Raw genomic sequence first — 24926 nt, 5'->3', positions numbered from 1 at the left:
CAGGGCGCCCAGGCACCCTGCAGGAAAAACTTACAGCATGAAGCTGCCCAGCAAGAAGCCGAAGCAGACAGCCAGAACCACACCCAGAGTACCCGGGATGAAGAACGGATGGTTAAAGACGAATTTACCGATGCGAGTTGTACCGGTGTCATCCATCTGAACTGCCGCAACCAGAGTTGGGTAGGTTGGCAGAATGAACAGGCCAGAAACCGCGGCGAAAGACGCAACAGCAGTCAGTGGGGAAACGTTCAGAGCCAGAGCCATCGGCATCAGTGCTTTAGCGGTTGCAGCCTGAGAGTACAGCAGTGCAGAAGCAAAGAAGAAGATGACAGCCAGCAGCCACGGATGACCCTGAATTACGCTACCTGCAGTATCTTTGATCCAGTCAATGTTGTGAGATACGAAGGTATCACCCAGCCATGCAACACCCAGGATACAAATACAGGCGCTCATACCGGCTTTGAAAGTGCTGGAGTTCAGGATGGAGTCAGTTTCAACGCGGCAGATGATCGTGGTCAGCGTCGCGATGCTCAGCATGATGATCAGGATTGCGTTGGTGGTGTTCATCAGCGGCTTAGCGACCAGACCGAGGCTTGGGCTGTTGACGATCGCATATACGACGACACAAACCACGCCCAGCAGGAACAACCAAACAGAAGTTTTTGCGCCCGCTTTGATTTCAACTTGTCTTTCACCACGCAGTTCAACCAGGCCTTCTTCCAGACGCTTACGATAAATCGGATCGTCAGACAGTTTGGAGTTGAACAGCGCAGTTACCAGGAAGGACATGACCAGAACAGCCAGCAGGGTGGAAGGAATGACCACGGACAGCAGGTGAATGTAGCTGATGCCATGACCTTCCATTACGGAAGACATGTAAACCACGGCTGCGGAGATTGGAGAAGCCGTAATCGCAATCTGTGCAGAAACCACTGCAGTAGAGAGCGGACGGCAAGGTTTGATCCCTTGTTCTTTCGCAACTTCAGCGATAACTGGCAGCGTTGCCAGAGAGATGTTGCCGGTACCTGCGAAGATAGTCAGGAAATAGGTCACGATAGGTGCAAGGATCGTGATGTATTTCGGGTTTTTACGCAGCAGTTTTTCAGTTTGATGAACCAGATAGTCCAGACCACCTGCAATCTGCATAGCTGAAATGGCAGCGATAACCGCCATGATGATGGAAATAACATCGAACGGGATATTACCGGGTTTTACGCCGATAGCGGCGAGAACCAGAACACCCAGCCCACCTGCAAATCCAATACCGATACCCCCAAGTCTGGCACCTAAAAAGATTGCCAGCAAAACGATGATAAGTTCTAAAACTATCATATTAGCCTTCCTTGTTGTTTAACAAGTTGATATTAAATTGTTGTTTTTAAGTAACTTCGAGTAAGAAAAAAGGCACGTCATCATGACGTGCCTTCTCCGGTACTACCCTACACGATTACTGTTCGCTTTCATCAGTATAACGTTTTGCTTTATAAGCAGGGTGCATCAGGTTCTGTGCAGAGAAGATATCGTCCAGTTCAGACTCGGTCAACAGACCGCGCTCCAGGACAACTTCACGTACGCTCTTACCGGTTTCGGCACAAATTTTACCGACGATGTCGCCGTTGTGGTGACCAATGAACGGGTTGAGGTAAGTAACGATGCCGATGGAGTTGAATACAAACGCTTCACAGACTTCTTTGTTAGCAGTGATACCACTAACGCATTTTTCCAGCAGGTTGTAGCAAGCATTGCTCAGAATGTGAATGGATTCAAACATTGCCTGACCAATGACCGGCTCCATTACGTTCAGCTGCAGCTGACCAGCTTCAGATGCCATGGTTACAGTGATGTCGTTACCGATGACTTTGAAGCACACCTGGTTTACGACTTCCGGAACAACCGGGTTCACTTTAGCTGGCATGATAGAAGAACCAGCCTGCAGTTCCGGCAGGTTGATCTCGTTCAGACCCGCACGCGGACCAGAGGAGAGCAAACGCAGGTCGTTACAGATTTTGGACATCTTCACAGCCAGACGTTTCAGTGCGCCGTGCACCATAACGTATGCGCCACAGTCAGAAGTTGCTTCAATCAGATCTTCTGCCGGAACACAGGCGAAGCCGGTGACTTCAGCCAGTTTCTGTACTGCCAGCGGAGAGTACTCTTTCGGTGTGTTCAGACCAGTACCGATTGCTGTCGCGCCGAGGTTAACTTCCAGCAGCAGCTCAGCGGTACGGCTAATGTTTTTCACTTCTTCTTTCAACAGTACGCTAAAAGCATGGAATTCCTGACCGAGGGTCATCGGTACAGCATCCTGCAGCTGGGTACGACCCATTTTTAGGATGTCCTGGAATTCAACAGCTTTTTTCTCGAAGCCTTCGCGCAGCTGGTTCAGTGCATCAACCAGTTTGATGATGGATGCGTATACAGCGATACGGAAGCCAGTTGGGTATGCGTCGTTGGTAGACTGACATTTGTTAACGTGGTCGTTCGGGTTCAGGTACTGATATTCACCTTTCTGGTGACCCATCAGTTCCAGACCGATATTGGCCAGAACTTCGTTGGTGTTCATGTTGACGGAGGTACCCGCACCACCCTGGTAAACGTCTACCGGGAACTGATCCATGCATTTTCCGTTATTCAGGACTTCATCACACGCCGCGATGATGGCATTTGCCACACTCTTAGGAATGGTTTGCAGCTCTTTGTTGGCCATAGCCGCTGCCTTTTTAACCATTACCATACCGCGAACAAATTCAGGAATATCGCTGATTTTGTTGTTGCTAATGTAGAAGTTTTCAATCGCTCTCAGAGTGTGGACACCGTAGTAGGCGTCCGCTGGAACTTCCCTGGTACCCAACAAGTCTTCTTCGATACGAATGTTGTTTAACATGTGAACCTTCTTTTTCAAGCTGCCAATGATTTGACTAAACACACAGGATATATGTGATTTCGATTGTTTCTCGACCGACGATTATCCCCTGCATCGGTCTGATACCCGAGATCATATGCTGGTTCAGGATTTCTACCGTAATCTGGATCACTTAAAGCGTGGAATTTACCCCTTATTTATTATTCTGTGAAATGGATCACCCCTTTGTGATTAACCCCAAATATTAGTGTACAAGCCACTTGAAATTTTGCTAACCACCACAATATCAAATCGATGCGATTAACATAATTTTTCGAACAGAAGTTGAACAAAACGGCTGTTATTAACAGGAGATCCCTTTGCGCTGGATACCATTACTTGCCATTTTTCTCTATGTTTACATAGAGATATCTATTTTTATTCAGGTTGCCCATGTGATGGGCGTCCTGATGACGCTGATTTTGGTTATTTTTACATCGGTTATCGGTATGTCTCTGGTTCGTAATCAGGGATTTAAGAACTTTTTACTGATGCAACAGAAAATGGCGGCAGGTGAAAGTCCGGCTGCAGAAATGATCAAAAGCGTATCGCTGATTATTGCCGGTCTGCTGTTGGTGCTGCCCGGATTTTTCACCGATTTCCTCGGTCTTCTTCTTTTATTACCCCCGGTGCAAAAACATCTGACGATGAAACTGCTGCCACATTTGCGTTTTTCGCGTATGCCTGGCGGTGGTTTTAGCGCCGGAACGGGTGGCGGTGAGACTTTTGATGGTGAATTTCAGCGCAAGGATGACAAGCGCGACAGCATCGAACATAAAGACGATCGTCGGGATTAAGCATCAGTATGTAGGCCGGATAAGCGTTAGCGTCATCCGGCAAAAGTGTTTATAGGCCGGATGATGGCGTCAACGTTGCCTTATCCGGCCTGCGGGGTAAAAACAGCCACAGTCCTGCCAGCATAATCAACGCGTACAGACTCTTCCAGCCGACCATCGCCAGTAGCAGTAGGCACAGCAGACCGCCAATGACCGCCAGTACGCGATAATGCCCTTTCAGTAATCGACAACCTGCCAGCATGCACAGCAGATAAATCATAATAAAGATGCCGTTGGCGTAGACGATTAACGCATCGAGATTGATTTGCAGCATATAGATGCACAGAGTACTGATTACGCAACAGCCCAATACGGCGTTTAGCGCATTGCGCGGAAGGTGTCGGGGGGACAGACGAGCCAGATAACTCTCCGGCTTATACTGCGCTTGCGACCAGACCAGCCGGGCGAAGCTTTGTATATAAATGTTGAGGCTGGCAAAACAGGCCAGATAACCAATGATGCAGGCGACCCACAGAGCTTGTACGCCAAACAGTTGCACGACGATCTCTGGCAGCGACGCTGCGGCCGCCATTTGCTCGCCGTAGGCACCAAAATGGAGAACGACAACGGTGCATGCCCAATAAACAGACCCTGCCAGCAGCAGGCCGATCATCAGTGCGCGTGGGAAGTCTCGCTCCGGATTTTTGAATTCAGACGCCAGGTGAGCAAACGCTTCAAGGCCGACAAAGCACCAGAACATGACCGACAACGCGGCGAACAGGCCGGGAAGCTCAATATCGGTAATCGCAGGGAAGGGGATTTCGCCAGGTGTCAGATCGCCCGCCCACCAGATAGCAACAATCAGGGCAACAATCAGTCCTGCAATGACCGTTTGTAGATTCGCGCTGGAGCTTGCGCCGCGGGAGCCGATGTACCAAACCAATGCCAGCGTACCGAGCTCAGCCAGCAAAAGCTGCTCGTCATGCCAGCCAAACATCGCCTGACCGAATCCGGCGGCGATATGCAATGCCGCAGGCAAGCCGACGGGAATGACCGACAAAAATAGCCATCCGGTGACGCGCTCCAGGCGTGAACCAAAGGCCATGCCGACAAAATGCGCCACACCGCCTGCGCTGGGAAAATGACGACCCAGTACGGCGAAGACAATTGCCACAGGAAAGACCAAAACAATCAGCACCGGCCATGCCCACAGGCTGTTGTTGCCCGCAACCAGTGCGGCCAGCGCGGGGATGGCAAAAACGCCTGTACCTAACAATGATGTCGACAACAGGCCAACGCCCTGAGCCAGTCCCAGCTCTTGTTTCAGTCCGCTCATAAGTTGTTATCCGGTTATGCCCATTGACCGGGCTACAGCGCAGATTTTTGATGGTATCACAATCAGATTTGCTTATGACGACGTGACTGAAATCGTTATGAAATGTGAGGTGCGTCGGCGTTTTGACGGGATTTTCTGCTGATAAAAAATTTTTTTCGCTTGCCCCCTTGAAGGCACAAAACCCCATCCCCATCTCTCTGGTCACTAGCCGGGAAACCGTTTACGGGCCGGCGTCACCCATAACTGATAAAGACTTTCTCAAAGGAGAGCTATCAATGAGTATTCGTCCGTTACATGATCGTGTGATCGTCAAACGTAAAGAAGTTGAATCCAAATCTGCTGGCGGCATCGTACTGACTGGTTCTGCAGCAGGTAAATCAACTCGTGGCGAAATCATCGCTGTCGGTAAGGGTCGCATCCTGGACAACGGTACCGTACAGCCGCTGGACGTGAAAGTCGGCGATATCGTTATTTTCAACGATGGCTACGGAGTTAAATCTGAGAAGATCGACAATGAAGAAGTGTTGATCATGTCTGAAAGCGACATCCTGGCGATTGTTGAAGCCTAATCCGCGAACGACACTGAACATACGAATTTAAGGGAAAGAGAAAATGGCAGCTAAAGACGTAAAATTCGGTAACGACGCTCGTGTGAAAATGCTGCGCGGCGTAAACGTACTGGCAGATGCAGTGAAAGTTACCCTCGGTCCAAAAGGCCGTAACGTAGTTCTGGATAAATCTTTCGGTGCACCGACCATCACTAAAGATGGTGTTTCCGTAGCACGTGAAATCGAACTGGAAGACAAGTTCGAAAACATGGGTGCGCAGATGGTGAAAGAAGTTGCCTCTAAAGCGAACGACGCTGCAGGTGACGGTACCACCACCGCAACCGTACTGGCTCAGTCCATCATCACTGAAGGTCTGAAAGCCGTTGCTGCGGGCATGAACCCGATGGATCTGAAACGTGGTATCGACAAAGCTGTCGCTGCTGCTGTTGAAGAACTGAAAGCACTGTCCGTACCGTGCTCCGACTCTAAAGCTATTGCTCAGGTTGGTACCATCTCCGCTAACTCCGACGAAACCGTAGGTAAACTGATCGCTGAAGCGATGGACAAAGTCGGTAAAGAAGGCGTGATCACCGTTGAAGACGGTACCGGTCTGCAGGACGAACTGGACGTGGTTGAAGGTATGCAGTTCGACCGTGGCTACCTGTCTCCTTACTTCATCAACAAGCCGGAAACTGGCGCAGTAGAACTGGAAAGCCCGTTCATTCTGCTGGCTGACAAGAAAATCTCCAACATCCGCGAAATGCTGCCGGTTCTGGAAGCTGTAGCGAAAGCAGGCAAACCGCTGCTGATCATCGCTGAAGATGTTGAAGGCGAAGCGCTGGCAACTCTGGTTGTTAACACCATGCGCGGTATCGTGAAAGTCGCTGCGGTTAAAGCACCTGGCTTCGGCGATCGTCGTAAAGCAATGCTGCAGGATATCGCTACCCTGACCGGTGGTACCGTTATCTCTGAAGAGATCGGTATGGAGCTGGAAAAAGCAACTCTGGAAGATCTGGGTCAGGCGAAACGCGTTGTTATCAACAAAGATACCACCACCATCATTGATGGCGTGGGCGACGAAGCTGCAATCCAGGGTCGCGTGACTCAGATTCGTCAGCAGATCGAAGAAGCAACTTCCGACTATGACCGTGAAAAACTGCAGGAGCGCGTAGCGAAACTGGCAGGCGGCGTTGCGGTTATCAAAGTTGGTGCTGCGACTGAAGTTGAAATGAAAGAGAAGAAAGCCCGCGTTGAAGATGCCCTGCACGCTACCCGTGCTGCGGTAGAAGAAGGCGTGGTTGCTGGTGGTGGTGTTGCGCTGATTCGCGTAGCGTCTAAAATTGCCGGCCTGAAAGGTCAGAACGAAGACCAGAACGTAGGTATCAAAGTTGCGCTGCGCGCAATGGAATCCCCACTGCGTCAAATCGTACTGAACTGCGGCGAAGAGCCGTCTGTAGTGGCTAACACCGTGAAAGCTGGTGACGGTAACTACGGTTACAACGCTGCAACTGAAGAATACGGCAACATGATCGACATGGGTATCCTGGATCCAACCAAAGTAACTCGTTCTGCTCTGCAGTACGCGGCTTCTGTTGCGGGTCTGATGATCACCACCGAGTGCATGGTTACCGACCTGCCGAAAGGCGATGCGCCTGACTTAGGTGCTGCCGGTATGGGTGGCATGGGTGGAATGGGCGGCATGATGTAATTTAATCTTCATACTTCAAGCCGCAGGTTCGTTGGCCGCGTTCGTTCACCCCAGTCACTTACTCATGTAAGCTCCTGGGGATTCATGAACTTGCCGCCTGCCTGCAACTTGAATTATTTGATTAAATACGCATCTCGCGAAAAATGAGAAACCCTCGGGCAGAAATGTCTGGGGGTTTTTCTTTTGGTCATCTTTTTAGTATATGATTCAGCTACGGACATAAGGTCCAACTAATTGAATATGGGGAATGACATGCACGTGAAATATTTAGCAGGGATCGTTGGTGCCGCGCTACTGATGGCGGGTTGTAGCTCCAGCAATGAACTGAGTTCAGCCGGGCAAAGCGTACGTTTTGTTGAAGACAAGCCTGGCGCAGAGTGCCAACTGATAGGCACCGCAACCGGTAAGCAAAGCAACTGGCTTTCAGGCCAGCACGGCGAAGAGGGCGGCTCAATGCGTGGCGCAGCAAACGATCTGCGTAACCAGGCTGCGGCAATGGGCGGTAACGTGATTTATGGCGTCAGCAGCCCATCGCAGGGAATGCTGTCCAGCTTTGTTCCTACCGCCAGCGAGATGATTGGACAGGTTTATAAGTGCCCTAATTGAGAACTGCTGCTGATGCCGGATGGCGACGCTAAAGCGTCTTATCCGGCCTACGGTACGAATGATCGTAGGCCTGATAAGCGCAGCGCCATCAGGCATTCTGAGTCTTATGCGCAGACTGAACGCGTAAATGATGCAATGCGCGCAGGCACTGATCCTGATTGAGCTTTTGCGTCTTATCACCCGTCAACGTTCTGACAAACACCTGGCACGGTACACCGGCAAGTTTTTTCAGCCGCGGGCTGAAGTCGAGAAGGCGGCGAGTAATGGCTTCGGCTTCTTTGCTACCGGAAAGGGCGCGAGTTTTCACTACCGAACCACAGAACTGGGCTTTTCCTTTATCATCTGTATAGCGGTAAATAATCGCCAGATAATGATTAAACAGGTTATGTTTCCATTCGGGTTGTGTATAAGAGTCGTATTCCAGATTGTCGTTTTGCTGACAATCAACATCGTACAGCGGCAGGAAATCCAGCAGCGATGTTATTCGTAGCGCGAGTTCTCTCATGCCAGCATTATTTATTGCGTGAATAATTGCATGCGCCAGCACCTGAATCTGTAATTCATTAACCAGTAATTCGCATGTTTGTCCGTCATGCAACGTCAGAGAAAATGTTAAATTCTCGCCTTTGTCATCCACTAACATCAGCGAATTTATGCGACGGTTAATATCCGCATTTTTTAGTTCATCTTCCTGAATTGACGGAATATTCTCGTGCATTTTTTTGCTGGCTTTATCACATGTCTTTTCATATTGCATACGCTCGTCTGTGTTTAGCTGTGAAATGGCGTACAGCCGGCTCTCCAGCGCGATAAGCAGGTCTCTAAGTCCAAGTGGAGAGAGAAAAAAGAGAGATTCTTTGTTTCTTGGTTCTTTTATTTTTAATGCCATGGCAACAAATTCATTCTTTTGGCGAATAATGCCAGTATTAACGCCCTTAATACTTATAGCCATAAAAGGTTCTCCCTAACCATATATTTATTAATATTCTGCATTTGAAACTATTGATGAAATTTACGAATGAATGATTGAACTGCGCTAATTAAAATAGCACAGATTAAAAGCGAGGCTCCACTTGTGGGGATTTAAATAATAAGTAATCGTGGTGAGTGTCCGGAATCGGACACTCAGTAATGGCTATTGTTGACGTAACTGCAGATCCAGCGGTGTTTTACTTGGCTCTCCACCAATTTCACGCGCCAGTTTGGGGACCATATAGCCGGAAACTAGCGTCAGAAGCTCACGCATAATGCGACGCGCTTCATCGTCGCTGACCATAAAGTGTGCGGCACCCTGCACTTTATCCAGCACGTGCAGGTAATAGGGCATCACACCGGCATCAAACAGTGCGTTGCTAAGGTTAGCCAGGGTTTGTGCGTTATCGTTCACGCCACGCAGCAATACGCTTTGGTTGAGTAACGTAACGCCCGCGGCGCGCAGACTGCTCATCGCCTGGCGAAACGTCTCATCAATTTCATTGGCATGGTTAATGTGATTGACCAGCAGAATCTGCAAGGAGGAGTGCGCAAAACGCTCGACCAGTCCTTCTGTAATGCGCGCCGGGATCACTAACGGCAAACGGCTGTGAATACGCAGACGCTTAATGTGCGGGATAGCTTCCAGTTGCGTGAGCAACCAGTCCAGTTCGTGGTCCTTGGCCATTAACGGATCGCCACCAGAGAAGATGATTTCATCCAGCTCAGGGTGCGCGTTAATGTAGTCGATGGCGACCTGCCAGTTGCGCTTATTGCCCTGATTTTCGGCGTATGGGAAATGACGGCGGAAGCAATAGCGACAATTTACCGCGCAACCGCCTTTAACCAGCAGCAGTGCCCGATTGCGATATTTATGCAGCAGACCGGGAACCACGCTGTGCTGTTCTTCCAGTGGGTCGGTTGAGTAGCCTGGCGCGGCCACAAACTCTTCCTGGGCAGTCAGTACCTGACGTAAAAGCGGATCGTCCGGGTTGCCTTTCTCCATGCGGGCAATAAACGCACGCGGCACGCGCAGGGCGAAAAGCCGTCTCGCGTCGCGTCCGGCCAACAGTTTTTCATCTGCATCTATGTTCAAAAGATGCAGAAGTTCATCGGGATCGGTCACAACATCGGCAAGTTGCGATAACCAATCTTCTCTGGATGGGGTATTTAGGGTTACAATATGCGCCATTTTGTGGCTTAGCTACCAGTTAACAATTTTCAGAGGGCCTTATGGCAACGTACTATAGCAACGATTTTCGTGCTGGTCTTAAAATCATGTTGGACGGCGAACCTTATGCGGTTGAAGCCAGCGAATTCGTTAAACCAGGTAAAGGCCAGGCGTTTGCGCGCGTTAAGCTGCGTCGCCTGCTGACCGGTACTCGCGTAGAGAAAACCTTCAAGTCTACTGACTCCGCTGAAGGCGCAGACGTAGCCGACATGAACCTGACCTTCCTGTATAGCGACGGTGAGTTCTGGCACTTTATGAATAACACCACTTTCGAACAGCTGGCTGCAGACGAGAAAGCGGTAGGCGATAACGCTAAATGGCTGCTGGACCAGGCTGAATGCATCGTGACCCTGTGGAACGGTCAGCCGATCTCCGTAACTCCGCCGAACTTCGTTGAGCTGGAAGTTGTTGAAACCGACCCAGGTCTGAAAGGCGATACCGCTGGTACTGGCGGCAAACCGGCTACCCTGTCTACCGGCGCAGTCGTTAAAGTTCCGCTGTTCGTACAGATCGGCGAAGTGATCAAAGTGGATACCCGCTCCGGCGAATACGTTTCTCGCGTAAAATAAGTCTTCCATTTGATCTTATGGCGCAGGTTGCTGCGCCATACTTTTTCCAGGGCAGGAATGATGAAACGTCTTCTCGGTCTTGTAATGCTACTCCTTTTCACCAGCACCCTTCTGGCAGGATGCAATACCGCGCGCGGCTTCGGTGAAGACATCAAACATCTTGGCAACTCAATTTCACACGCCGCCAGCTAATCCTTTCATATAGTCTTAAAAACGGTTGTTTATCCATCACACTCCCGGATCTTGTCTATTATTAAGTAGCTATACACAAACAATATTGGCTAGAAAAGGAAGACGTTATGGTTAAGAAGACAATTGCTGCGATCTTTTCTGTGTTGGTACTTTCTTCCGTTTTAACCGCGTGTAATACCACACGAGGCGTAGGACAGGATATCTCTGAAGGCGGTAGCGCAATCTCTGGTGCAGCGACAAAAGCTCAGCAATAATGAAGAACGGTACGACGTACGTGTCGTACCGTTAATCTCCCTTCCCTGGGAGTGAAAGGAACGGCGAGAAGCGGTTCCCCAGGTGCAGTTTCATACGGATATTCCGCTTATAGGTGTAGACCGTTTTGCCATGAATGCTGAGCGCGGCGGCAATGGCATTGTTACTCACACCATCCATCCACATTGATAATACTTTCTCCTCCTGCGGCGTAAGCAAAGGCGTGGCGTTTTTGGCTATTTCTAATGCGGGGCGAACCTGAAGCGCTTCCTGAATTGTGTTGGAGAGTGTGTTCAGCGTGGTGTGCTTGGTCAAGACCGAATGGGCTACGGATTGAGAGGGCACGATGGGGGCATGCTGTCTGTCTGCTGATTGCAGTAAAATCAGTGGGATGACGCCACAACTCATAAAAAAAGGTTTAATTGGCGGACTGGAGTGCGTCTCGCTAATAAAACTGTATAAATCCGCGATCACCAGATGCGGTTTCCATTGCAAAATATGCTCTTTTGCTAACAGGAGATTATTGATTCCTGATACCAGAAATGAGGAGCTGAACCTGCCAGAATGATTAAGCAAGGCCTCTATCCCTGTGCGGGTAAAGTGGCACCGGTCAATCACTAAAATTTTAAGCATAAACGTTTCGCATTCAGAAGAGGGGCAATCGACTTTCTGGTTTCAGAAAGCCCTTCATCATAGAGAACTCCGATGAGTGCCAAATGCGGGAACTACGCCGCTAATTATGCTTAATTCTTGCTTTTAGCAGGCAGTGAATAAAAAGGTTGAAATTCATTTTCTTCCGGGCAAAAATGCCATTTCACACATCAGCTTTGCAGGACGACCTGCAAACGCTTCATACACCGGGGACGGCCCCATAGTTCTGGAGCCTGATATGTCCTGGATCGTTTTATTAATTGCAGGTTTGCTCGAAGTCGTATGGGCGATTGGCCTGAAATACACCCACGGTTTTACGCGTCTTACGCCAAGCATTATCACTATTGCGGCGATGATCGTCAGCATCGCCATGCTCTCCTGGGCAATGCGCACGTTGCCTGTTGGAACAGCTTATGCGGTCTGGACCGGTATTGGCGCTGTTGGGGCGGCCATTACAGGGATTTTACTGCTGGGTGAGTCTGCCAGCCCGGCACGTTTGCTGAGCCTTGGGCTGATCGTTGCTGGTATTATTGGTCTGAAGCTGAGCACTCACTAAGCGCCAGGCTGTTTCACCCAAATCAGTTTATTCACTTCAAACCCTTCCCGGGTCGCGATGGCTAACATTTGCTGTTTCATTTCATCTGAAATAGTAGGGGTCCGTGAAAGGATCCACAGGTAGTCGCGATCCGGGCCACAAACCAGCGCGTGACGATATTCCCGGTCGAGTGCAATTACGTTATACCCGCCATAGAAGGGGCCGAAAAAAGAAACCTTAAGCGCGGCTCTGCTTGGGTCGCCGGTGAAATAGGCTTTCCCTTCCGTTTTCTGCCACATCTCCCTGTCAGGGTTATAGCCCTTGTTAATAACGTTGATGCCGCCGTCGTCGCGCAAGCTGTATGTTGCGGTCACTTTATCCAATCCGCGCTCGAAACGATGGTCGAAGCGCGCAATTTCATACCAGGTTCCCAGATAGCGTTTGGCATCAAAGTTATTTACCACGGTAACGCCTTTCGGCGGTGTCGGGGAGCTACACGCGACAACCAGGAATGCAGCCGTAACTGCAGCAACGACGGGCAAAATGCGCATGGGATTTTCCTTGCTGTATTTTTGTTAAGTGTAGATGACAACAGGAAAAAAAGAGAAAGAAAGGAGGCCCAATATCCTGGGCCTCATCGTTAGTTATTGCAGCTTTTCAAGAATGTGCCAGGCCACCTCGACACGGACAGGGTTAGGATAGCTTTTGTTTGCCAGCATCACGATGCCAAGGTTTTTTTCTGGAACGAAGGCTACGTAGCTGCCAAATCCTCCAGTGGATCCCGTTTTATGCACCCATGAGGCTTTCACTGCGGGGGCGGGCGGGTTTACCTCAACGGCGGGAAGCGCTGCCAATGCCACTTTGCTGTCGCTACCGTTGATGATCGAATCAGCTTTCAGCGGCCAGTTCAGCATCTCCCAGCCTAATCCCTGGTACATATCGCCAATACGCCAGTAGCGAGACTGCGCAAGCGCAATGCCCTGCTGGAGCGTTTTCTCCTGAACGCGGCTGGCGTCCATGTTGACCTGAACCCAGCGGGCCATATCAATAACGCTGGATTTCACGCCATAGGCTTCGGCGTCAAGTTGTCCCGGAGAAACGTGTACAGGCTTCCCTTCGCGATAGCCCCAGGCATAATCTTTTTGTTCGCTTTGCGGAACTGTAATCCAGGTATGCGCCAGTTTTAATGGTTGCAGGACGCGTCTGGTCATTGCCTCTTCGTAACTCATTCCTGAGGGTTTCACCGCCAGCGCGCCAAACAGACCAATGCTGGAGTTAGCGTAAAGACGCTTAGCGCCCGGGGCCCATTGCGGCTGCCAGTTTTGATAAAAACGCAGTAATGCGGCTTTATCCGTAACGTCATCGGGGATCTGCAGCGGCAGGCCGCCTGCCGTGTAGGTGGCTAAGTGCAGCAGGCTGATACCCTGCCACTGTTTGCCTGTCAGTTCTGGCCAGTATTTCGTGACCGGATCGCTGAGCTTAATTTCGCCGCGGGCGATAGCATCGCCGCCCAACACGCCGTTAAACGTCTTACTGACCGACCCTAGCTCAAACAGAGTTTGCTGCGTGACTGGGTGGTTATTGGTGATATCGGCTTTACCCCAGGTGAAATAATAGGGTTTTCCCTGGTAGATAACGGCAACGGCCATACCCGGAATAGCCTGCTCCTGCATCAACGGGGTGATGGTGCGATTAACGATATCGGCAATCTGTTGTTCTGTTTTGGCTGCGGCAAACGTGGAGAAAGGGGCTGTCAGCAGCAGAGCGCAGCATAACGATTTTTTCATCATGAAATCAGTTCCGTAATTAAAAGCAAAAAGGTGTCCGGGCCCGTCAGACGCAATCAGTGTGTTTGATTTGCACCGTGTTGACAAACGGTTAAATTTAGCAGCAGATATAAGTTTTTCTAACAGGCCGGATGATGACGCGTAGCTATATCCCTCTTAACTCGCTGCGGGCTTTTGAAGCCGCGGCCAGACATCTCAGTTTTACCCGCGCCGCGATTGAGCTCAATGTGACGCATTCTGCCATCAGCCAGCATGTAAAATCGCTGGAGCAGCAGCTAAATTGTCAGCTTTTTGTGCGCGGTTCTCGTGGATTAATGTTGACGACTGAAGGGGAAAGTCTGTTACCTGTACTTAATGACTCTTTCGATCGTATGGCGGGGATGCTGGATCGTTTTGCCACCAAACAGACCCAGGAAAAACTTAAAATTGGCGTGGTGGGGACCTTTGCGGTTGGGTGTCTGTTTCCTCTACTGGGCGATTTTAAGCGCAGTTACCCGCATATTGATTTGCATATTTCTACCCATAATAACCGCGTGGATCCCGCTGCCGAAGGGCTGGATTATACCATTCGCTACGGAGGGGGAGCCTGGCACGATACCGACGCGCAATATTTATGTAGCGCGTTGATGTCTCCACTGTGTTCGCCAACATTGGCTTCGCAGATTCAAACGCCTGCGGACATCCTGAAATTTCCGTTATTACGATCGTATCGGCGGGATGAATGGACGCTTTGGATGCAGGCCGCCGGAGAGGCGCCCCCGTCACCGACGCACAACGTGGTGGTGTTTGATTCGTCCGTCACCATGCTGGAAGCCGCGCAGGCGGGGATCGGTGTGGCAATTGCACCAGTCAGAATGTTCACGCATTTACTCAGTAGGGAACGAATCGTTCAACCGTTTTTAACGCAGATTGATTTGGGAAGTTACTGGATAACGCGTTTGCAATCGCGTCCGGAGACACCCGCGATGCGTGAATTTTCCCGTTGGTTGACAGGAATGCTGCACAAATAAAAAGGCCCGCCAATGGCGGGCCTGATAATTAACGCATGTACTTAGATGGTCAGAATACCAATAGCCGTTACAACGGTCAGGATTGCTGCCAGTCCGTAGAAGACCCATTTGCCAGCAGGCACGTGGATTTTCAGGTCATGCATCGCGTGGTGCATACGGTGTAAACCACACCACAGCGGCAGAACGATCATCAGGAACAGAAACGCACGTCCGATGAAGCTCTGAGCGAATGCCAGTACGCGTTCATAGCTGAAAGCATCAGGAACAAAGCCCAGCGGCAGCATAATGCCTACCAGCAGGATCATTACCGGCGCAATGATTGCGCTCCACATACCGCCTGCACCAAACAGGCCCCAGAATACGGGTTCGTCAGAGCGTTTTGGATTTGGATTAATCATTCCGGACTCCTTACCAGAACAGGGCAACAAACAGTATGACTACTGTCGCAACCACAGTAACTGCCCAGAGACCTTTGATGATCGGCTCTGGCCCCATTTTTTCGTCTTTTACGATGATGTTGGCTGCTTTTGGCGCCAGCTCAAACCAGGTTTTGGTATGCAGCAGCGCTGCTGCCAGGGCGATAATGTTAAGGATTACCACCACCGGGTTTTGCAAAAAGGCGACAAAGCCCATCCAGGACTCTGCACCATGCTTGAGTGCAAACAGGCCGATAATCAGTTCAATGCTGAACCAGACTGCCGGAACTGCCGTGCCTTCACGCAGCATGTAAAAACGATAAAATGGCAGCTTTTTCCACCAGGTGGACGTCATTGGCCGCACATAGGCTTTACGTTTAGTCGTCATCGTGCACTCCTTAGCGTGGTTTCAGGGTAGCGATAAGAAAGTCTTTTGAACTTTCAACTTTACCCTGCTGAATGGCCGCAGCCGGATCGACGTGTTTCGGGCAGACTTCGGAGCAGTAGCCCACGAAAGTACAGGTCCAGACGCCGTTCGGGCTGTTCAACTGAGCCATACGCTCCTTCTTACCGTGGTCGCGGCTATCTTCGTTGTAACGATGCGCCAGCGTAATCGCAGCCGGTCCAATGAACTCAGGGTTCAGGCCGAACTGCGGACACGCGGCATAGCACAGACCACAGTTGATGCAACCGGAGAACTGATGATACTTCGCCATCTGCGCCGGAGTCTGGGTGTTTGGACCCTGATCCGGTGTACGCGGGTTACCGATAATGTACGGTTTGATTGCTTCCAGGCTTTCGATAAAGTGCGTCATGTCGACGATCAGATCGCGCTCAATCGGGAAGTTGCCCAGCGCTTCAACCTTCATGCCGTTGGTGTAATCACGCAGGAAGGTTTTGCATGCCAGTTTCGGTACATTGTTGACCATCATGCCGCAGGAGCCGCAGATCGCCATACGGCAGGACCAGCGGTAGCTCAGGTCCGGTGCCAGGTTATCCTTGATGTAGCCCAGCGCATCCAGCAGTGACGTGGTTTCATCATAAGGAACTTCGTAGAAAGCACTGTGCGGCGCGGTATCGGTTTCCGGGTTATAGCGCACCACCTCAACTTTCAGGTTTTTCATCTCAGCCATTCGCCTTCTCCTTCTTATCGGCTGCTTCCGCTTCGCCACCGTAAACACGTTTAGCCGGTGGCAGAGTGGTGATTTTCACGTCGCTGTATTCCAGGCGAGTCGTGCCGTCAGCATCGCGGAAGGCGAGGGTGTGTTTGAGGAAGTTCACATCGTCACGCTCGGTGCAGCCTTCATCCAGACGCTGGTGCGCGCCGCGGGATTCTTTACGCGCCAGAGCAGAGTGCGCCATACATTCAGCAACGTTCAGACCGTGACCCAGTTCGATGGTATACAGCAGGTCGGTGTTGAAGACGCTGGAGGTATCAGTGATACGTACGCGCTTGAAGCGTTCCTGCAGTTCCGCCAGCTTATCAACGGTTTTCTGCATGAGTTCCGGCGTACGGTAGATACCGCAACCTTCTTCCATGGACAGGCCCATTTCGTCACGGATCTTAGACCAGTTTTCGTTACCTTCCTGATTAACCAGATCTTTCAGACGTTTTTCAACGCCAGCAACCTGTGCATCAAGAGCGGCACTGTTTGCAGCGCCAGCCGTTGCAGCGCGTTCTGCTGCCTGCTCACCGGCCATACGACCGAAGACCACCAGTTCTGCCAGGGAGTTAGAGCCCAGACGGTTAGCGCCATGCAGACCAACAGAGGAACATTCGCCGACAGCGAACAGACCTTTAATGCGGGTTTCACAGTGCTGATCGGTTTCGATACCGCCCATGGTGTAGTGCGCGGTCGGACGTACCGGGATCGGTTCTTTAACCGGATCGACACCCACGTAAGCTTTCGCCAGTTCGCAGATGAACGGTAAACGTTCGAGCAGTTTTTTCTCGCCGAGGTGACGCAGGTCGAGGTGAACCACATCGCCACGCGGAGTGGAAATGGTGTTGCCTTTGCGCCATTCGTGCCAGAACGCCTGAGAAACTTTGTCGCGCGGGCCGAGTTCCATGTATTTGTTTTTTGGCTCGCCCAGCGGAGTTTCCGGACCCATGCCGTAGTCTTGCAGATAACGGTAGCCGTTTTTGTTAACCAGAATACCGCCTTCACCACGGCAGCCTTCAGTCATCAGGATACCGGAGCCTGGCAGACCTGTTGGGTGATACTGAACGAATTCCATATCACGCAGCGGAACGCCGTGGCTCAGCGCCATGCCCATACCGTCGCCGGTTACGATGCCGCCGTTGGTGTTGTAACGGTAAACACGACCTGCGCCGCCCGTTGCCATCACGACAGCGTTAGCACGGATTTGCACCAGCGTGCCTTCCATCATGTTCATGGCAACCAGGCCGCGAGCATGACCGTCGTCAACCAGGATATCCAGAACGAAGTGTTCGTCAAAGCGCTGAATCTGCGGGAACTGCAAAGATGTTTGGAACAGCGTATGCAGCATGTGGAAGCCGGTCTTATCCGCGGCAAACCAGGTACGCTCGATTTTCATGCCGCCGAAGCGACGTACGTTGACGCTACCGTCTTCACGACGGCTCCATGGGCAGCCCCATTGTTCCAGTTGCGTCATTTCAGTTGGGCAGTGGTGGACAAAGTAATCCACGACATCCTGCTCACACAGCCAGTCTCCGCCTGCTACCGTATCGTGAAAATGGTAGTCAAAGCTGTCATGATCCTGCGCGACAGCAGCAGAGCCGCCTTCGGCAGCAACGGTATGGCTGCGCATTGGGTACACTTTTGAGATCAGTGCGATTTTAGCGTTGGGATTTGCTTGTGCGGCAGCAATTGCAGCACGTAATCCCGCGCCACCGGCGCCTATAATGGCAAGATCGGCTTGAAAGGTTTGCACGACATTCCTCCAGATTGTTGTTATTTCATCCCTGCCTGAAATCAGATGCTTCATCGGCTTCAAACAGGTTATGAACGCGTTTCCACTGCTCCTTTATAGGTACAATAGTATAGTCTTAGGGATGTGCGGGAAATTTGACGTGTTCGATTTTTTTAGCGTGTCATAGGGGGGAATTATCATTGAATTTGATTAATTTAATTACTAAACCACCCTAAGTCGCTTTTTTTATCCAATTGCCAGTGATGATTAGTGCTGCCTGAAATTTGTCTCGTTAGCGCGATACGAGTAGACTTCGTGCCCTTGTCATAAATCGGAGAAACAACCATGAGCGAAACGGCAACCTGGCAGCCGAGCGCGTCCATCCCCAATCTGTTGAAACGTGCAGCAATTATAGCGGAGATTCGCCGCTTTTTTGCCGATCGTGGCGTGCTTGAGGTTGAGACCCCTTGTATGAGTCAGGCAACGGTAACGGACATCCACCTGTTCCCGTTCGAAACGCGTTTCGTTGGCCCTGGACACTCTCAGGGAATGAATCTCTATTTAATGACCAGCCCTGAATACCATATGAAGCGCCTGCTGGTGGCAGGATGCGGCCCGGTGTATCAACTGTGCCGCAGCTTCCGTAATGAAGAGATGGGGCGCCATCATAACCCTGAATTCACCATGCTTGAGTGGTATCGTCCGCACTACGATATGTATCGCCTGATGAATGAAGTGGATGATTTGCTCCAGCAGGTGCTGGACTGCTCACCTGCGGAAAGCCTTTCTTACCAGCAGGCCTTCCAGCGCCATCTGGAGATTGACCCGCTGTCTGCGGATAAAACCCAACTGCGGGAAGTGGCGGCGAAATTGGATCTCAGCAATATCGCTGATACCGAAGAAGACCGGGATACCTTACTGCAACTGCTGTTTACGATGGGTGTTGAACCGCATATTGGTAAAGACAAGCCGACGTTTGTGTATCATTTCCCGGCCAGCCAGGCATCACTGGCGCAAATCAGTACCGAAGATCACCGCGTGGCTGAACGTTTCGAGGTTTATTACAAAGGTATTGAGCTGGCGAATGGTTTCCATGAATTGACCGACGCGCGCGAACAGCAGCAGCGGTTTGAACAGGATAACCGCAAACGTGCCGCACGAGGCTTACCACAGCAACCTATCGATACCAACCTGCTGGAAGCGCTGAAAGTCGGCATGCCGGATTGCTCAGGCGTGGCGCTGGGCGTTGACCGTCTGGTGATGCTGGCGCTGGGCGCAGAGAGCCTGGCCGAGGTAATCGCATTTACAGTCGATCGCGCATAACTTACTCTTCAGCAATACAAAGTGGTGGCTTAATCGCCACTTTGTAGCATATTTTTTCATTTCCCCTCTAATAGCCACAATTTACACCTGGATATTTGATATCGTTTAGGTATCAATTCTGTGTTGTTTTTTTATCGCTGAACTCTGCAAAGAGAGCAGTGCCAACCGGTGAGCGGCGTTTGTTAAACGCTTGCCAGAGTAAGGGATGGTTTAATGACCCAAACAATAAAAAAGATGAGCCTGATAGGTCTCATTCTCATGATATTTACGTCAGTTTTCGGTTTTGCTAATAGCCCCTCCGCGTTCTATTTAATGGGGTATAGCGCGATTCCGTGGTATATATTTTCTGCATTATTATTCTTTATTCCATTTGCTTTAATGATGGCGGAAATGGGTTCTGCCTATCGGAAAGAAGAGGGTGGAATCTATTCGTGGATGAATAATAGCGTTGGACCGCGTTATGCGTTTATCGGCACGTTTATGTGGTTTTCATCTTATGTGATATGGATGGTAAGTACTGCGGCGAAAGTCTGGGTACCTTTTTCAACCTTCTTGTTTGGCGCAGACATGACGCAGCACTGGCGTGTCGCGGGGCTTGAGCCTACGCAGGTTGTCGGACTGCTCGCCGTCGGCTGGATGATTCTGGTGACCTGCGTAGCCTCCCGGGGTATTAATAAGATTGCGCGTATTACGGCTGTAGGTGGAATTGCCGTAATGTGTCTTAATTTAGTTCTGTTGTTAGTGAGTGTCGCTATTTTGTTATTAACTGGTGGCCACTTTGCACAGGATATTAATTTCATCTCCTCGCCTAATCCGGGATATCAGTCCGGGCTGGCTATGTTGTCATTTGTTGTGTTTGCTATTTTTGCTTATGGCGGAATTGAAGCTGTGGGTGGACTGGTTGATAAAACAGAAAAACCAGAAAAGAACTTTGCTAAAGGCATTGTCTTTGCCGCTATTGTCATTTCTGTTGGTTATTCACTGGCCATCTTTTTATGGGGCGTTAGCACCAACTGGCAGCAGGTATTAAGTAATAGCTCAGTTAACCTCGGGAATATTACCTATATCCTGATGAAAAGCCTCGGAATGACGTTGGGTAATGCGCTGCATCTTTCCCCTGATGCCGCGATGGTGATGGGCGTATGGTTTGCACGTATTACCGGGCTTTCCATGTTCCTTGCCTATACCGGCGCTTTTTTCACCCTCAGCTACTCACCGCTGAAAGCGATTATTCAGGGCACGCCGAAGGCGTTGTGGCCCGCGCCGATGACCAAACTGAATGCCGTAGGGATGCCGACGACGGCAATGTGGTTACAGTGCCTGCTGGTGAGCCTGTTTATCCTGTTGGTTTCATTTGGTGGCGATACGGCTTCGGCGTTCTATAACAAACTGACGCTGATGGCGAACGTCTCGATGACGCTGCCGTATCTGTTCCTGGCGCTGGCGTTTCCGTTCTTTAAATCCCGTCCGGGTCTGGAAAGGCCGTTTGTTGTCTTTAAAACCCGAGCGGCGACGCTGCTGGCAACGGGAGTGGTCGTGCTGGTAGTGACGTTTGCTAATGTGTTCACCATCATCCAGCCGGTAATTGAAGCCGGAGACTGGAACAGCGCACTGTGGATGACCGGCGGTCCGATCTTCTTCTCACTGCTGGCGATGGCGATTTATCAGAACTACAGCCGTCGCACGACCAACGAGCCTGAGTGGGCGGTGGAATAAAGGCCATCTGGCGTTTATTGCCTGTTGCCGATCCGGACGCATATTAAGCCCGAAAATGTCTGTAATCGGCGATGAAATGCCCGATGGCGCAAGCTTATCGGGCCTACAGGTTAATTGCAGACCCGTAGGCCGGATAAGACCCAACGGGTCGCCATCCGGCATTTCTTGCCTGCATTGTGCGTTACAAACTCCCTGCCGGGCGACGGCCTCTTCCTGCAGAACTTAATGTTCTCCCTGTTTGCTTACCGCCGAGGCTCTCCAGACGCATCTGGAACGGAGGGAACGGCATATCAATACCGTGCTCGCGGAAGCCTGCCAGAATCAGTTGGTGGATTTCATGGCGCAGCGGCATGCGATGCCCCATCTCGGCGGCATAAATACGCAGTTCGAAGATTTGAATGCCTTGTTGCAGGTCAACCAGGAAGACTTCTGGCGCCGGGTTATCGATAACTAACGAACAGCGCTGCGCGGCAGTCAGCAGGATCTGCGTAACCTCCTCGCTGTTCGCCTCTGACGGTGCCGGGATGGTTAACACCACACGGGTGACCGAATCGGATAACGACCAGTTGATAAACTGTTCGGTGATAAAGGCTTTGTTGGGCACGATGATCTCTTTGCGGTCCCAGTCGCTGATAGTGGTGGCGCGGGTATTAATTTTCGTCACGCTACCGGTAAGATCGCGAATCGTCACCGTGTCGCCAATGCGGATTGGTTTTTCAAACAGGATAATCAGACCGGAAATAAAGTTGGCGAAGATCTCCTGCAAACCAAAGCCCAGACCGACACCGAGAGCCGCCACCAGCCATTGCAGTTTGGACCATTCAATACCGATCATCGAGAAGCCAACCAGACCGCCAATCAGCATCAGCAGATACTTGGTGATGGTGGTGATGGCATAACCGGTGCCGGGGGTTAAATCCAGATGTTGCAGTAGTGCCAGCTCCAGCAGTGCGGGTAGGTTGCGCACTAACTGGGTGGTGATGATAAATACCAGAATCGCGATAAGCACCGCGCCCAGCGTTATCGGTTCTAAGCTTTCCACGCCCTGAACCGTGGAGGTGACATCCCACAACGAGATGTTTTCCAGGAAGCCGAAAGCGGAATGAATTTCTGACCACAGTACAATGACCGAGAGCAGGGCGATAAGCATCAGGATAGAACGCACCAGGCGCAGCGATTGCGCGCTGATAGCATCCAAATCCACTTCGCTTTCATCAACGTCAATCGCGCCTTCAAGGCTGGTGGAATGCGGTGGTTCTTCTTCGCCCCGCGCGCGCTGCGCCAGCATTTCTGCGCGTCGATGCTTGGCGCGGTCAAACGCCAGGCGGCGACGCTGAATCAGCATCCAACGGCGGATAACGTGATACACCACCAGTAATAAGAACCAAATCGCTACAGACGTTTCCAGACGTGCCAGCAGGGCTTGTGACGTGGCGAGGTAGCCTACTGCCGCGGCGAGAATGGCAATCAGCGGCGCACCCATCAGCATATTCCACAGCATGCTGTTGACCATGTTATCGCTGTTGCCCTCTTTATCGAGGTACAGCGGTATCCCGGCGCGTTTCAGGCTCAGGGTTACGACCGCCAGCGCACCGCAAATCAGAATAAAGCACAGACGCCCCAGTGAGGCGGAGAATTCCCGGTCATTGAGGTTATCAAACATAATCACCGCCATGATCAACGGGACAATCAGCCCGATGCTCATCAGGTAATAGTGCATGGCTTTCGCGACGCGGTTCCGCGGCCAGCCAAAGTGGGCAATGAACAGACCGTTGGGACGTGCAAAGGTGGCGCAGATCATTACCGCCCACAGCATGGGCACCGTGGCGGTAACGCCATCGCCGATCGCGACAGCCAACGGATAAGGCCAGGCTTCCTGCAATCCGTAACCGAGCGTTGCCCACAGCACTGGCAATGGTGAAGCGACGAGTATTGACCAGAATACCGTGCGTATTGTCAGCCAGAAGTGGTCCTGGGTGACTTTCCCGACCCGCGCGGACGAGCGTTCAAGGAAACGGGTGAAGTGCTTGCGCGAAGAGAGGCTAAAGCCAACTAACACCAACGCCGCGAACAGCGGTAGCAGCGTTTCTTTGCTGGTCAGCATCATGATGCTGGCTTTGCCCAACTGATTAAACGTATCTAATGAGATCAGACGCCGCAGATCCTGAACGATGTCGACAGGCCAGGAGAGCGAGATAGGGCTAACGTCTGACGTCCAGAACAGGTAGCGGTGCGTCGCTTCATTGACCTCTTTTAGCGCATCTTCCAGTTGGCTGTTGGAAACTTTGAGCTTGGTCAGCTCAAGGATCAGCGTATCGCCGCCCTGTAACAATGAGTTCAGCAACTCACGCTGGGTGCGTAGCTGGGCGTTGAGGATGCTGCTCTGTTCAGCGGTCAGCGGTTGTCCATCGGCCTGATGAATTTGACGCAGCTGCGGCTGTTTGTTGAGGAGATCCTCATAGCGCATGCGGTGTACGCGAAGCTGCGCCATTTCGGTATCCAACTGCTGAGGTTTAGGCATTTCCGGCAGACGGGATACCTGCGCTCGCAGCGCTTCTCCCAGCATATTTGAAACCCCAAGCCACTGAGACTGCTCTCGCAGCGTATTCAATGCCTGACGCACCTGCAGCGTTTGGCTGGCGGCCTGACGCTGCTGCGAAGCGACCAGGTCCATACGCTGTGCTTGCTGGTTTAAGGCCTGAGACAGCTCGCGGTTTACCTTGAACTGGTCGACAATGCCTTCCGGCAGTCCCGCGCTGTTTTCCGCCAGCAGTTCAGTGCTTTCCAGCGCTCGCTCAGCTTCACGCTGACGTTGACTGTTAAGCTGGTTGCGCAAAGCCTGCAGGTAAGCGTCGAGTTGTTGACTCTGTTTTTCCGCCAGTTCGGAGCGCATACGCGCCAGTTCCTGACGGTTATTGGCGGAAAGCTGCGCCAGCTCCAGTTCATCGACCTGGGCTTTAAGTTTGGCGGATTCAGCCTGCATCGCCTGATTCTGCGCGGAATTGCCGTTGGCCGTACCAATGCGTCGCTCAAGCTCATTGAGCTGGCGGCGGGCATCGGTTTGCTGTTGAGGAAGCTGGCTTAACGAGTCGGCGATTTCCCGGGCGCGATCCTGCTCCTGCTGGGCTTGACGACTCTTTTCCAGCAGTTGGCTGCTAACCTGGAGGATCTCCTGGTTTAACGCATCGGTAGTGAGTCCGGTTGGCACATTGCGCGGTTCATCACGCAGGTTACTAAGCTGCGCGCGTAACGTTGCGGACAGCTTGGGGAAGTTATCAATAACCTGCTGATATTGTTGGGCGCGCTCGAGAGAGCCTTTACGCTCCTCAAGGGCATTCAGCGCGGACTGGAGCGCCTCGACGGTTTCTGGCTGAGCGGGTTTTGCCGCTTTTGCCTGCTCCAGTTCCTGGGTGAGTTGTTTGGCATCGGGGGCCGTCGCAGCGTACGCCCCCAGGCTGAGGCACCAGGCCATCAGAAAAGTGATAATCAGGCGCACAGCAG

24 protein-coding genes are annotated in these 24926 nt (G+C 51.5%); 11 read left to right on the top strand and 13 right to left on the bottom strand.

Features of this window, described 5'->3' with window-relative positions; translation table 11 throughout:
* Positions 1-30 precede the first annotated feature (30 nt).
* Both dcuA and aspA read right to left on the bottom strand, forming a co-directional pair.
* Positions 31-1332: an anaerobic C4-dicarboxylate transporter DcuA gene (gene dcuA, locus OGY09_RS02605; protein ID WP_003830670.1), complete on the bottom strand. Its 1302-nt coding sequence runs from the start codon at positions 1330-1332 to the stop codon at positions 31-33.
* A 115-nt stretch (positions 1333-1447) separates the two neighbouring features.
* Positions 1448-2884, bottom strand: a complete 1437-nt coding sequence (aspA, locus tag OGY09_RS02600) for an aspartate ammonia-lyase (RefSeq protein WP_003830668.1) — start codon at positions 2882-2884, stop codon at positions 1448-1450.
* Positions 2885-3222: 338 nt separating this feature from the next.
* Here aspA and OGY09_RS02595 point away from each other — a divergent pair, with 338 nt between their 5' ends.
* Positions 3223-3699 carry an FxsA family protein gene (locus tag OGY09_RS02595; RefSeq protein WP_003025457.1) on the top strand — a complete coding sequence of 159 codons (477 nt, stop codon included), beginning with the start codon at positions 3223-3225 and terminating at the stop codon, positions 3697-3699.
* A 49-nt stretch (positions 3700-3748) separates the two neighbouring features.
* On the opposite strand, the gene yjeH is transcribed toward OGY09_RS02595, so the two are convergent.
* The gene (gene yjeH / locus OGY09_RS02590) at positions 3749-5014 is read right to left on the bottom strand and encodes an L-methionine/branched-chain amino acid transporter (RefSeq protein WP_275399040.1); all 1266 of its coding nucleotides are present in this window, start codon (positions 5012-5014) and stop codon (positions 3749-3751) included.
* Between the two features lie 275 nt (positions 5015-5289).
* Here yjeH and OGY09_RS02585 point away from each other — a divergent pair, with 275 nt between their 5' ends.
* The 3 genes from OGY09_RS02585 to OGY09_RS02575 all read left to right on the top strand — a co-directional run bounded on the left by OGY09_RS02585 (position 5290) and on the right by OGY09_RS02575 (position 7876).
* On the top strand, positions 5290-5583 hold the full coding sequence (locus tag OGY09_RS02585) for a co-chaperone GroES (RefSeq protein WP_000027827.1): 294 nt from the start codon (positions 5290-5292) through the stop codon (positions 5581-5583).
* Positions 5584-5626: 43 nt separating this feature from the next.
* Complete coding sequence (gene groL / locus OGY09_RS02580) at positions 5627-7270, top strand: chaperonin GroEL (RefSeq protein ID WP_003830576.1); 1644 nt, start codon at positions 5627-5629, stop codon at positions 7268-7270.
* Positions 7271-7522: 252 nt separating this feature from the next.
* Complete coding sequence (locus tag OGY09_RS02575; RefSeq protein ID WP_003025468.1) at positions 7523-7876, top strand: DUF4156 domain-containing protein; 354 nt, start codon at positions 7523-7525, stop codon at positions 7874-7876.
* Positions 7877-7964: 88 nt separating this feature from the next.
* Here OGY09_RS02575 and yjeJ read toward each other — a convergent pair whose 3' ends face one another.
* Positions 7965-8828, bottom strand: a complete 864-nt coding sequence (gene yjeJ, locus OGY09_RS02570; RefSeq protein ID WP_032942156.1) for a YjeJ family protein — start codon at positions 8826-8828, stop codon at positions 7965-7967.
* 183 nt (positions 8829-9011) lie between these two features.
* The gene (gene epmB, locus OGY09_RS02565) at positions 9012-10040 is read right to left on the bottom strand and encodes an EF-P beta-lysylation protein EpmB (RefSeq protein ID WP_032942157.1); all 1029 of its coding nucleotides are present in this window, start codon (positions 10038-10040) and stop codon (positions 9012-9014) included.
* Between the two features lie 41 nt (positions 10041-10081).
* Here epmB and efp point away from each other — a divergent pair, with 41 nt between their 5' ends.
* From efp to ecnB, 3 genes are all read left to right on the top strand, one after another.
* Positions 10082-10648, top strand: a complete 567-nt coding sequence (gene efp / locus OGY09_RS02560; protein ID WP_003025478.1) for an elongation factor P — start codon at positions 10082-10084, stop codon at positions 10646-10648.
* 57 nt (positions 10649-10705) lie between these two features.
* Entirely contained in the window at positions 10706-10840 is a 135-nt protein-coding gene (gene ecnA, locus OGY09_RS02555; RefSeq protein ID WP_032942158.1) for a lipoprotein antitoxin entericidin A, read from the top strand.
* Between the two features lie 107 nt (positions 10841-10947).
* A complete protein-coding gene (ecnB, locus tag OGY09_RS02550; RefSeq protein ID WP_003025482.1) occupies positions 10948-11094 on the top strand; it encodes a lipoprotein toxin entericidin B in 147 nt (48 codons plus the stop codon).
* Positions 11095-11125: 31 nt separating this feature from the next.
* On the opposite strand, the gene OGY09_RS02545 is transcribed toward ecnB, so the two are convergent.
* Complete coding sequence (locus OGY09_RS02545; protein WP_032942159.1) at positions 11126-11725, bottom strand: helix-turn-helix transcriptional regulator; 600 nt, start codon at positions 11723-11725, stop codon at positions 11126-11128.
* A gap of 256 nt (positions 11726-11981) precedes the next feature.
* On the opposite strand from OGY09_RS02545, the gene sugE reads away from it, so the two are divergent.
* Positions 11982-12299 carry a quaternary ammonium compound efflux SMR transporter SugE gene (sugE, locus tag OGY09_RS02540; protein ID WP_000118520.1) on the top strand — a complete coding sequence of 106 codons (318 nt, stop codon included), beginning with the start codon at positions 11982-11984 and terminating at the stop codon, positions 12297-12299.
* On the opposite strand, the gene OGY09_RS02535 is transcribed toward sugE, so the two are convergent.
* Complete coding sequence (locus tag OGY09_RS02535) at positions 12296-12829, bottom strand: lipocalin family protein (protein WP_001221666.1); 534 nt, start codon at positions 12827-12829, stop codon at positions 12296-12298. The two genes, sugE and OGY09_RS02535, sit on opposite strands and share 4 nt — an antisense overlap.
* Before the next feature lie 93 nt (positions 12830-12922).
* Entirely contained in the window at positions 12923-14068 is a 1146-nt protein-coding gene (locus OGY09_RS02530) for a class C beta-lactamase CMY-86 (RefSeq protein ID WP_032942160.1), read from the bottom strand.
* A 131-nt stretch (positions 14069-14199) separates the two neighbouring features.
* On the opposite strand from OGY09_RS02530, the gene ampR reads away from it, so the two are divergent.
* Positions 14200-15075, top strand: coding sequence for a LysR family transcriptional regulator AmpR (gene ampR, locus OGY09_RS02525; RefSeq protein WP_032942161.1), 876 nt, complete (start codon positions 14200-14202; stop codon positions 15073-15075).
* Between the two features lie 41 nt (positions 15076-15116).
* Here the strand turns inward: ampR and frdD are convergent, their stop codons facing one another.
* Genes frdD through frdA form a run of 4 tightly spaced genes read right to left on the bottom strand, consistent with a single transcriptional unit; the run spans position 15117 to position 18407 of the window.
* Complete coding sequence (gene frdD, locus OGY09_RS02520; protein ID WP_003025535.1) at positions 15117-15473, bottom strand: fumarate reductase subunit FrdD; 357 nt, start codon at positions 15471-15473, stop codon at positions 15117-15119.
* Positions 15474-15483: 10 nt separating this feature from the next.
* Positions 15484-15879 carry a fumarate reductase subunit FrdC gene (gene frdC, locus OGY09_RS02515; RefSeq protein ID WP_003025537.1) on the bottom strand — a complete coding sequence of 132 codons (396 nt, stop codon included), beginning with the start codon at positions 15877-15879 and terminating at the stop codon, positions 15484-15486.
* A gap of 10 nt (positions 15880-15889) precedes the next feature.
* Positions 15890-16624 (bottom strand): fumarate reductase iron-sulfur protein, encoded by a 735-nt coding sequence (gene frdB, locus OGY09_RS02510; RefSeq protein ID WP_008785993.1) that lies wholly within the window; start codon positions 16622-16624, stop codon positions 15890-15892.
* Entirely contained in the window at positions 16617-18407 is a 1791-nt protein-coding gene (gene frdA, locus OGY09_RS02505) for a fumarate reductase (quinol) flavoprotein subunit (protein ID WP_003830519.1), read from the bottom strand. Before frdA ends, frdB begins: the two co-directional genes overlap by 8 nt.
* Positions 18408-18731: 324 nt before the next feature.
* Between frdA and epmA the strand changes: the two genes are divergently transcribed.
* The gene (epmA, locus tag OGY09_RS02500) at positions 18732-19709 is read left to right on the top strand and encodes an elongation factor P--(R)-beta-lysine ligase (RefSeq protein WP_003830517.1); all 978 of its coding nucleotides are present in this window, start codon (positions 18732-18734) and stop codon (positions 19707-19709) included.
* A gap of 213 nt (positions 19710-19922) precedes the next feature.
* Positions 19923-21425, top strand: a complete 1503-nt coding sequence (gene yjeM, locus OGY09_RS02495) for a glutamate/gamma-aminobutyrate family transporter YjeM (RefSeq protein ID WP_032942163.1) — start codon at positions 19923-19925, stop codon at positions 21423-21425.
* Between the two features lie 181 nt (positions 21426-21606).
* Here the strand turns inward: yjeM and mscM are convergent, their stop codons facing one another.
* On the bottom strand, positions 21607-24921 hold the full coding sequence (gene mscM / locus OGY09_RS02490) for a miniconductance mechanosensitive channel MscM (RefSeq protein ID WP_032942164.1): 3315 nt from the start codon (positions 24919-24921) through the stop codon (positions 21607-21609).
* Positions 24922-24926 lie beyond the last annotated feature (5 nt).

Source organism: Citrobacter sp. Cpo071 (assembly GCF_030332765.1).
GTDB classification, from domain to species: Bacteria; Pseudomonadota; Gammaproteobacteria; order Enterobacterales; family Enterobacteriaceae; genus Citrobacter; species Citrobacter portucalensis.
This window is presented reverse-complemented; position numbering and strand designations above follow the sequence as displayed.

Bases quoted from the DNA above. Each gene is read 5' to 3' on its own strand.
- OGY09_RS02530 (WP_032942160.1), bottom strand. From the start codon at position 14,068: ATGATGAAAAAATCGTTATGCTGCGCTCTGCTGCTGACAGCCCCTTTC.
- frdB (WP_008785993.1), bottom strand. From the start codon at position 16,624: ATGGCTGAGATGAAAAACCTGAAAGTTGAGGTGGTGCGCTATAACCCG.
- OGY09_RS02535 (WP_001221666.1), bottom strand. From the start codon at position 12,829: ATGCGCATTTTGCCCGTCGTTGCTGCAGTTACGGCTGCATTCCTGGTT.
- aspA (WP_003830668.1), bottom strand. From the start codon at position 2,884: ATGTTAAACAACATTCGTATCGAAGAAGACTTGTTGGGTACCAGGGAA.
- sugE (WP_000118520.1), top strand. From the start codon at position 11,982: ATGTCCTGGATCGTTTTATTAATTGCAGGTTTGCTCGAAGTCGTATGG.
- OGY09_RS02575 (WP_003025468.1), top strand. From the start codon at position 7,523: ATGCACGTGAAATATTTAGCAGGGATCGTTGGTGCCGCGCTACTGATG.
- yjeH (WP_275399040.1), bottom strand. From the start codon at position 5,014: ATGAGCGGACTGAAACAAGAGCTGGGACTGGCTCAGGGCGTTGGCCTG.
- epmB (WP_032942157.1), bottom strand. From the start codon at position 10,040: ATGGCGCATATTGTAACCCTAAATACCCCATCCAGAGAAGATTGGTTA.
- ampR (WP_032942161.1), top strand. From the start codon at position 14,200: ATGACGCGTAGCTATATCCCTCTTAACTCGCTGCGGGCTTTTGAAGCC.
- ecnA (WP_032942158.1), top strand. From the start codon at position 10,706: ATGATGAAACGTCTTCTCGGTCTTGTAATGCTACTCCTTTTCACCAGC.
- frdC (WP_003025537.1), bottom strand. From the start codon at position 15,879: ATGACGACTAAACGTAAAGCCTATGTGCGGCCAATGACGTCCACCTGG.
- frdD (WP_003025535.1), bottom strand. From the start codon at position 15,473: ATGATTAATCCAAATCCAAAACGCTCTGACGAACCCGTATTCTGGGGC.
- groL (WP_003830576.1), top strand. From the start codon at position 5,627: ATGGCAGCTAAAGACGTAAAATTCGGTAACGACGCTCGTGTGAAAATG.
- efp (WP_003025478.1), top strand. From the start codon at position 10,082: ATGGCAACGTACTATAGCAACGATTTTCGTGCTGGTCTTAAAATCATG.
- dcuA (WP_003830670.1), bottom strand. From the start codon at position 1,332: ATGATAGTTTTAGAACTTATCATCGTTTTGCTGGCAATCTTTTTAGGT.
- yjeJ (WP_032942156.1), bottom strand. From the start codon at position 8,828: ATGGCTATAAGTATTAAGGGCGTTAATACTGGCATTATTCGCCAAAAG.
- epmA (WP_003830517.1), top strand. From the start codon at position 18,732: ATGAGCGAAACGGCAACCTGGCAGCCGAGCGCGTCCATCCCCAATCTG.
- yjeM (WP_032942163.1), top strand. From the start codon at position 19,923: ATGACCCAAACAATAAAAAAGATGAGCCTGATAGGTCTCATTCTCATG.
- OGY09_RS02585 (WP_000027827.1), top strand. From the start codon at position 5,290: ATGAGTATTCGTCCGTTACATGATCGTGTGATCGTCAAACGTAAAGAA.
- ecnB (WP_003025482.1), top strand. From the start codon at position 10,948: ATGGTTAAGAAGACAATTGCTGCGATCTTTTCTGTGTTGGTACTTTCT.
- OGY09_RS02545 (WP_032942159.1), bottom strand. From the start codon at position 11,725: ATGCTTAAAATTTTAGTGATTGACCGGTGCCACTTTACCCGCACAGGG.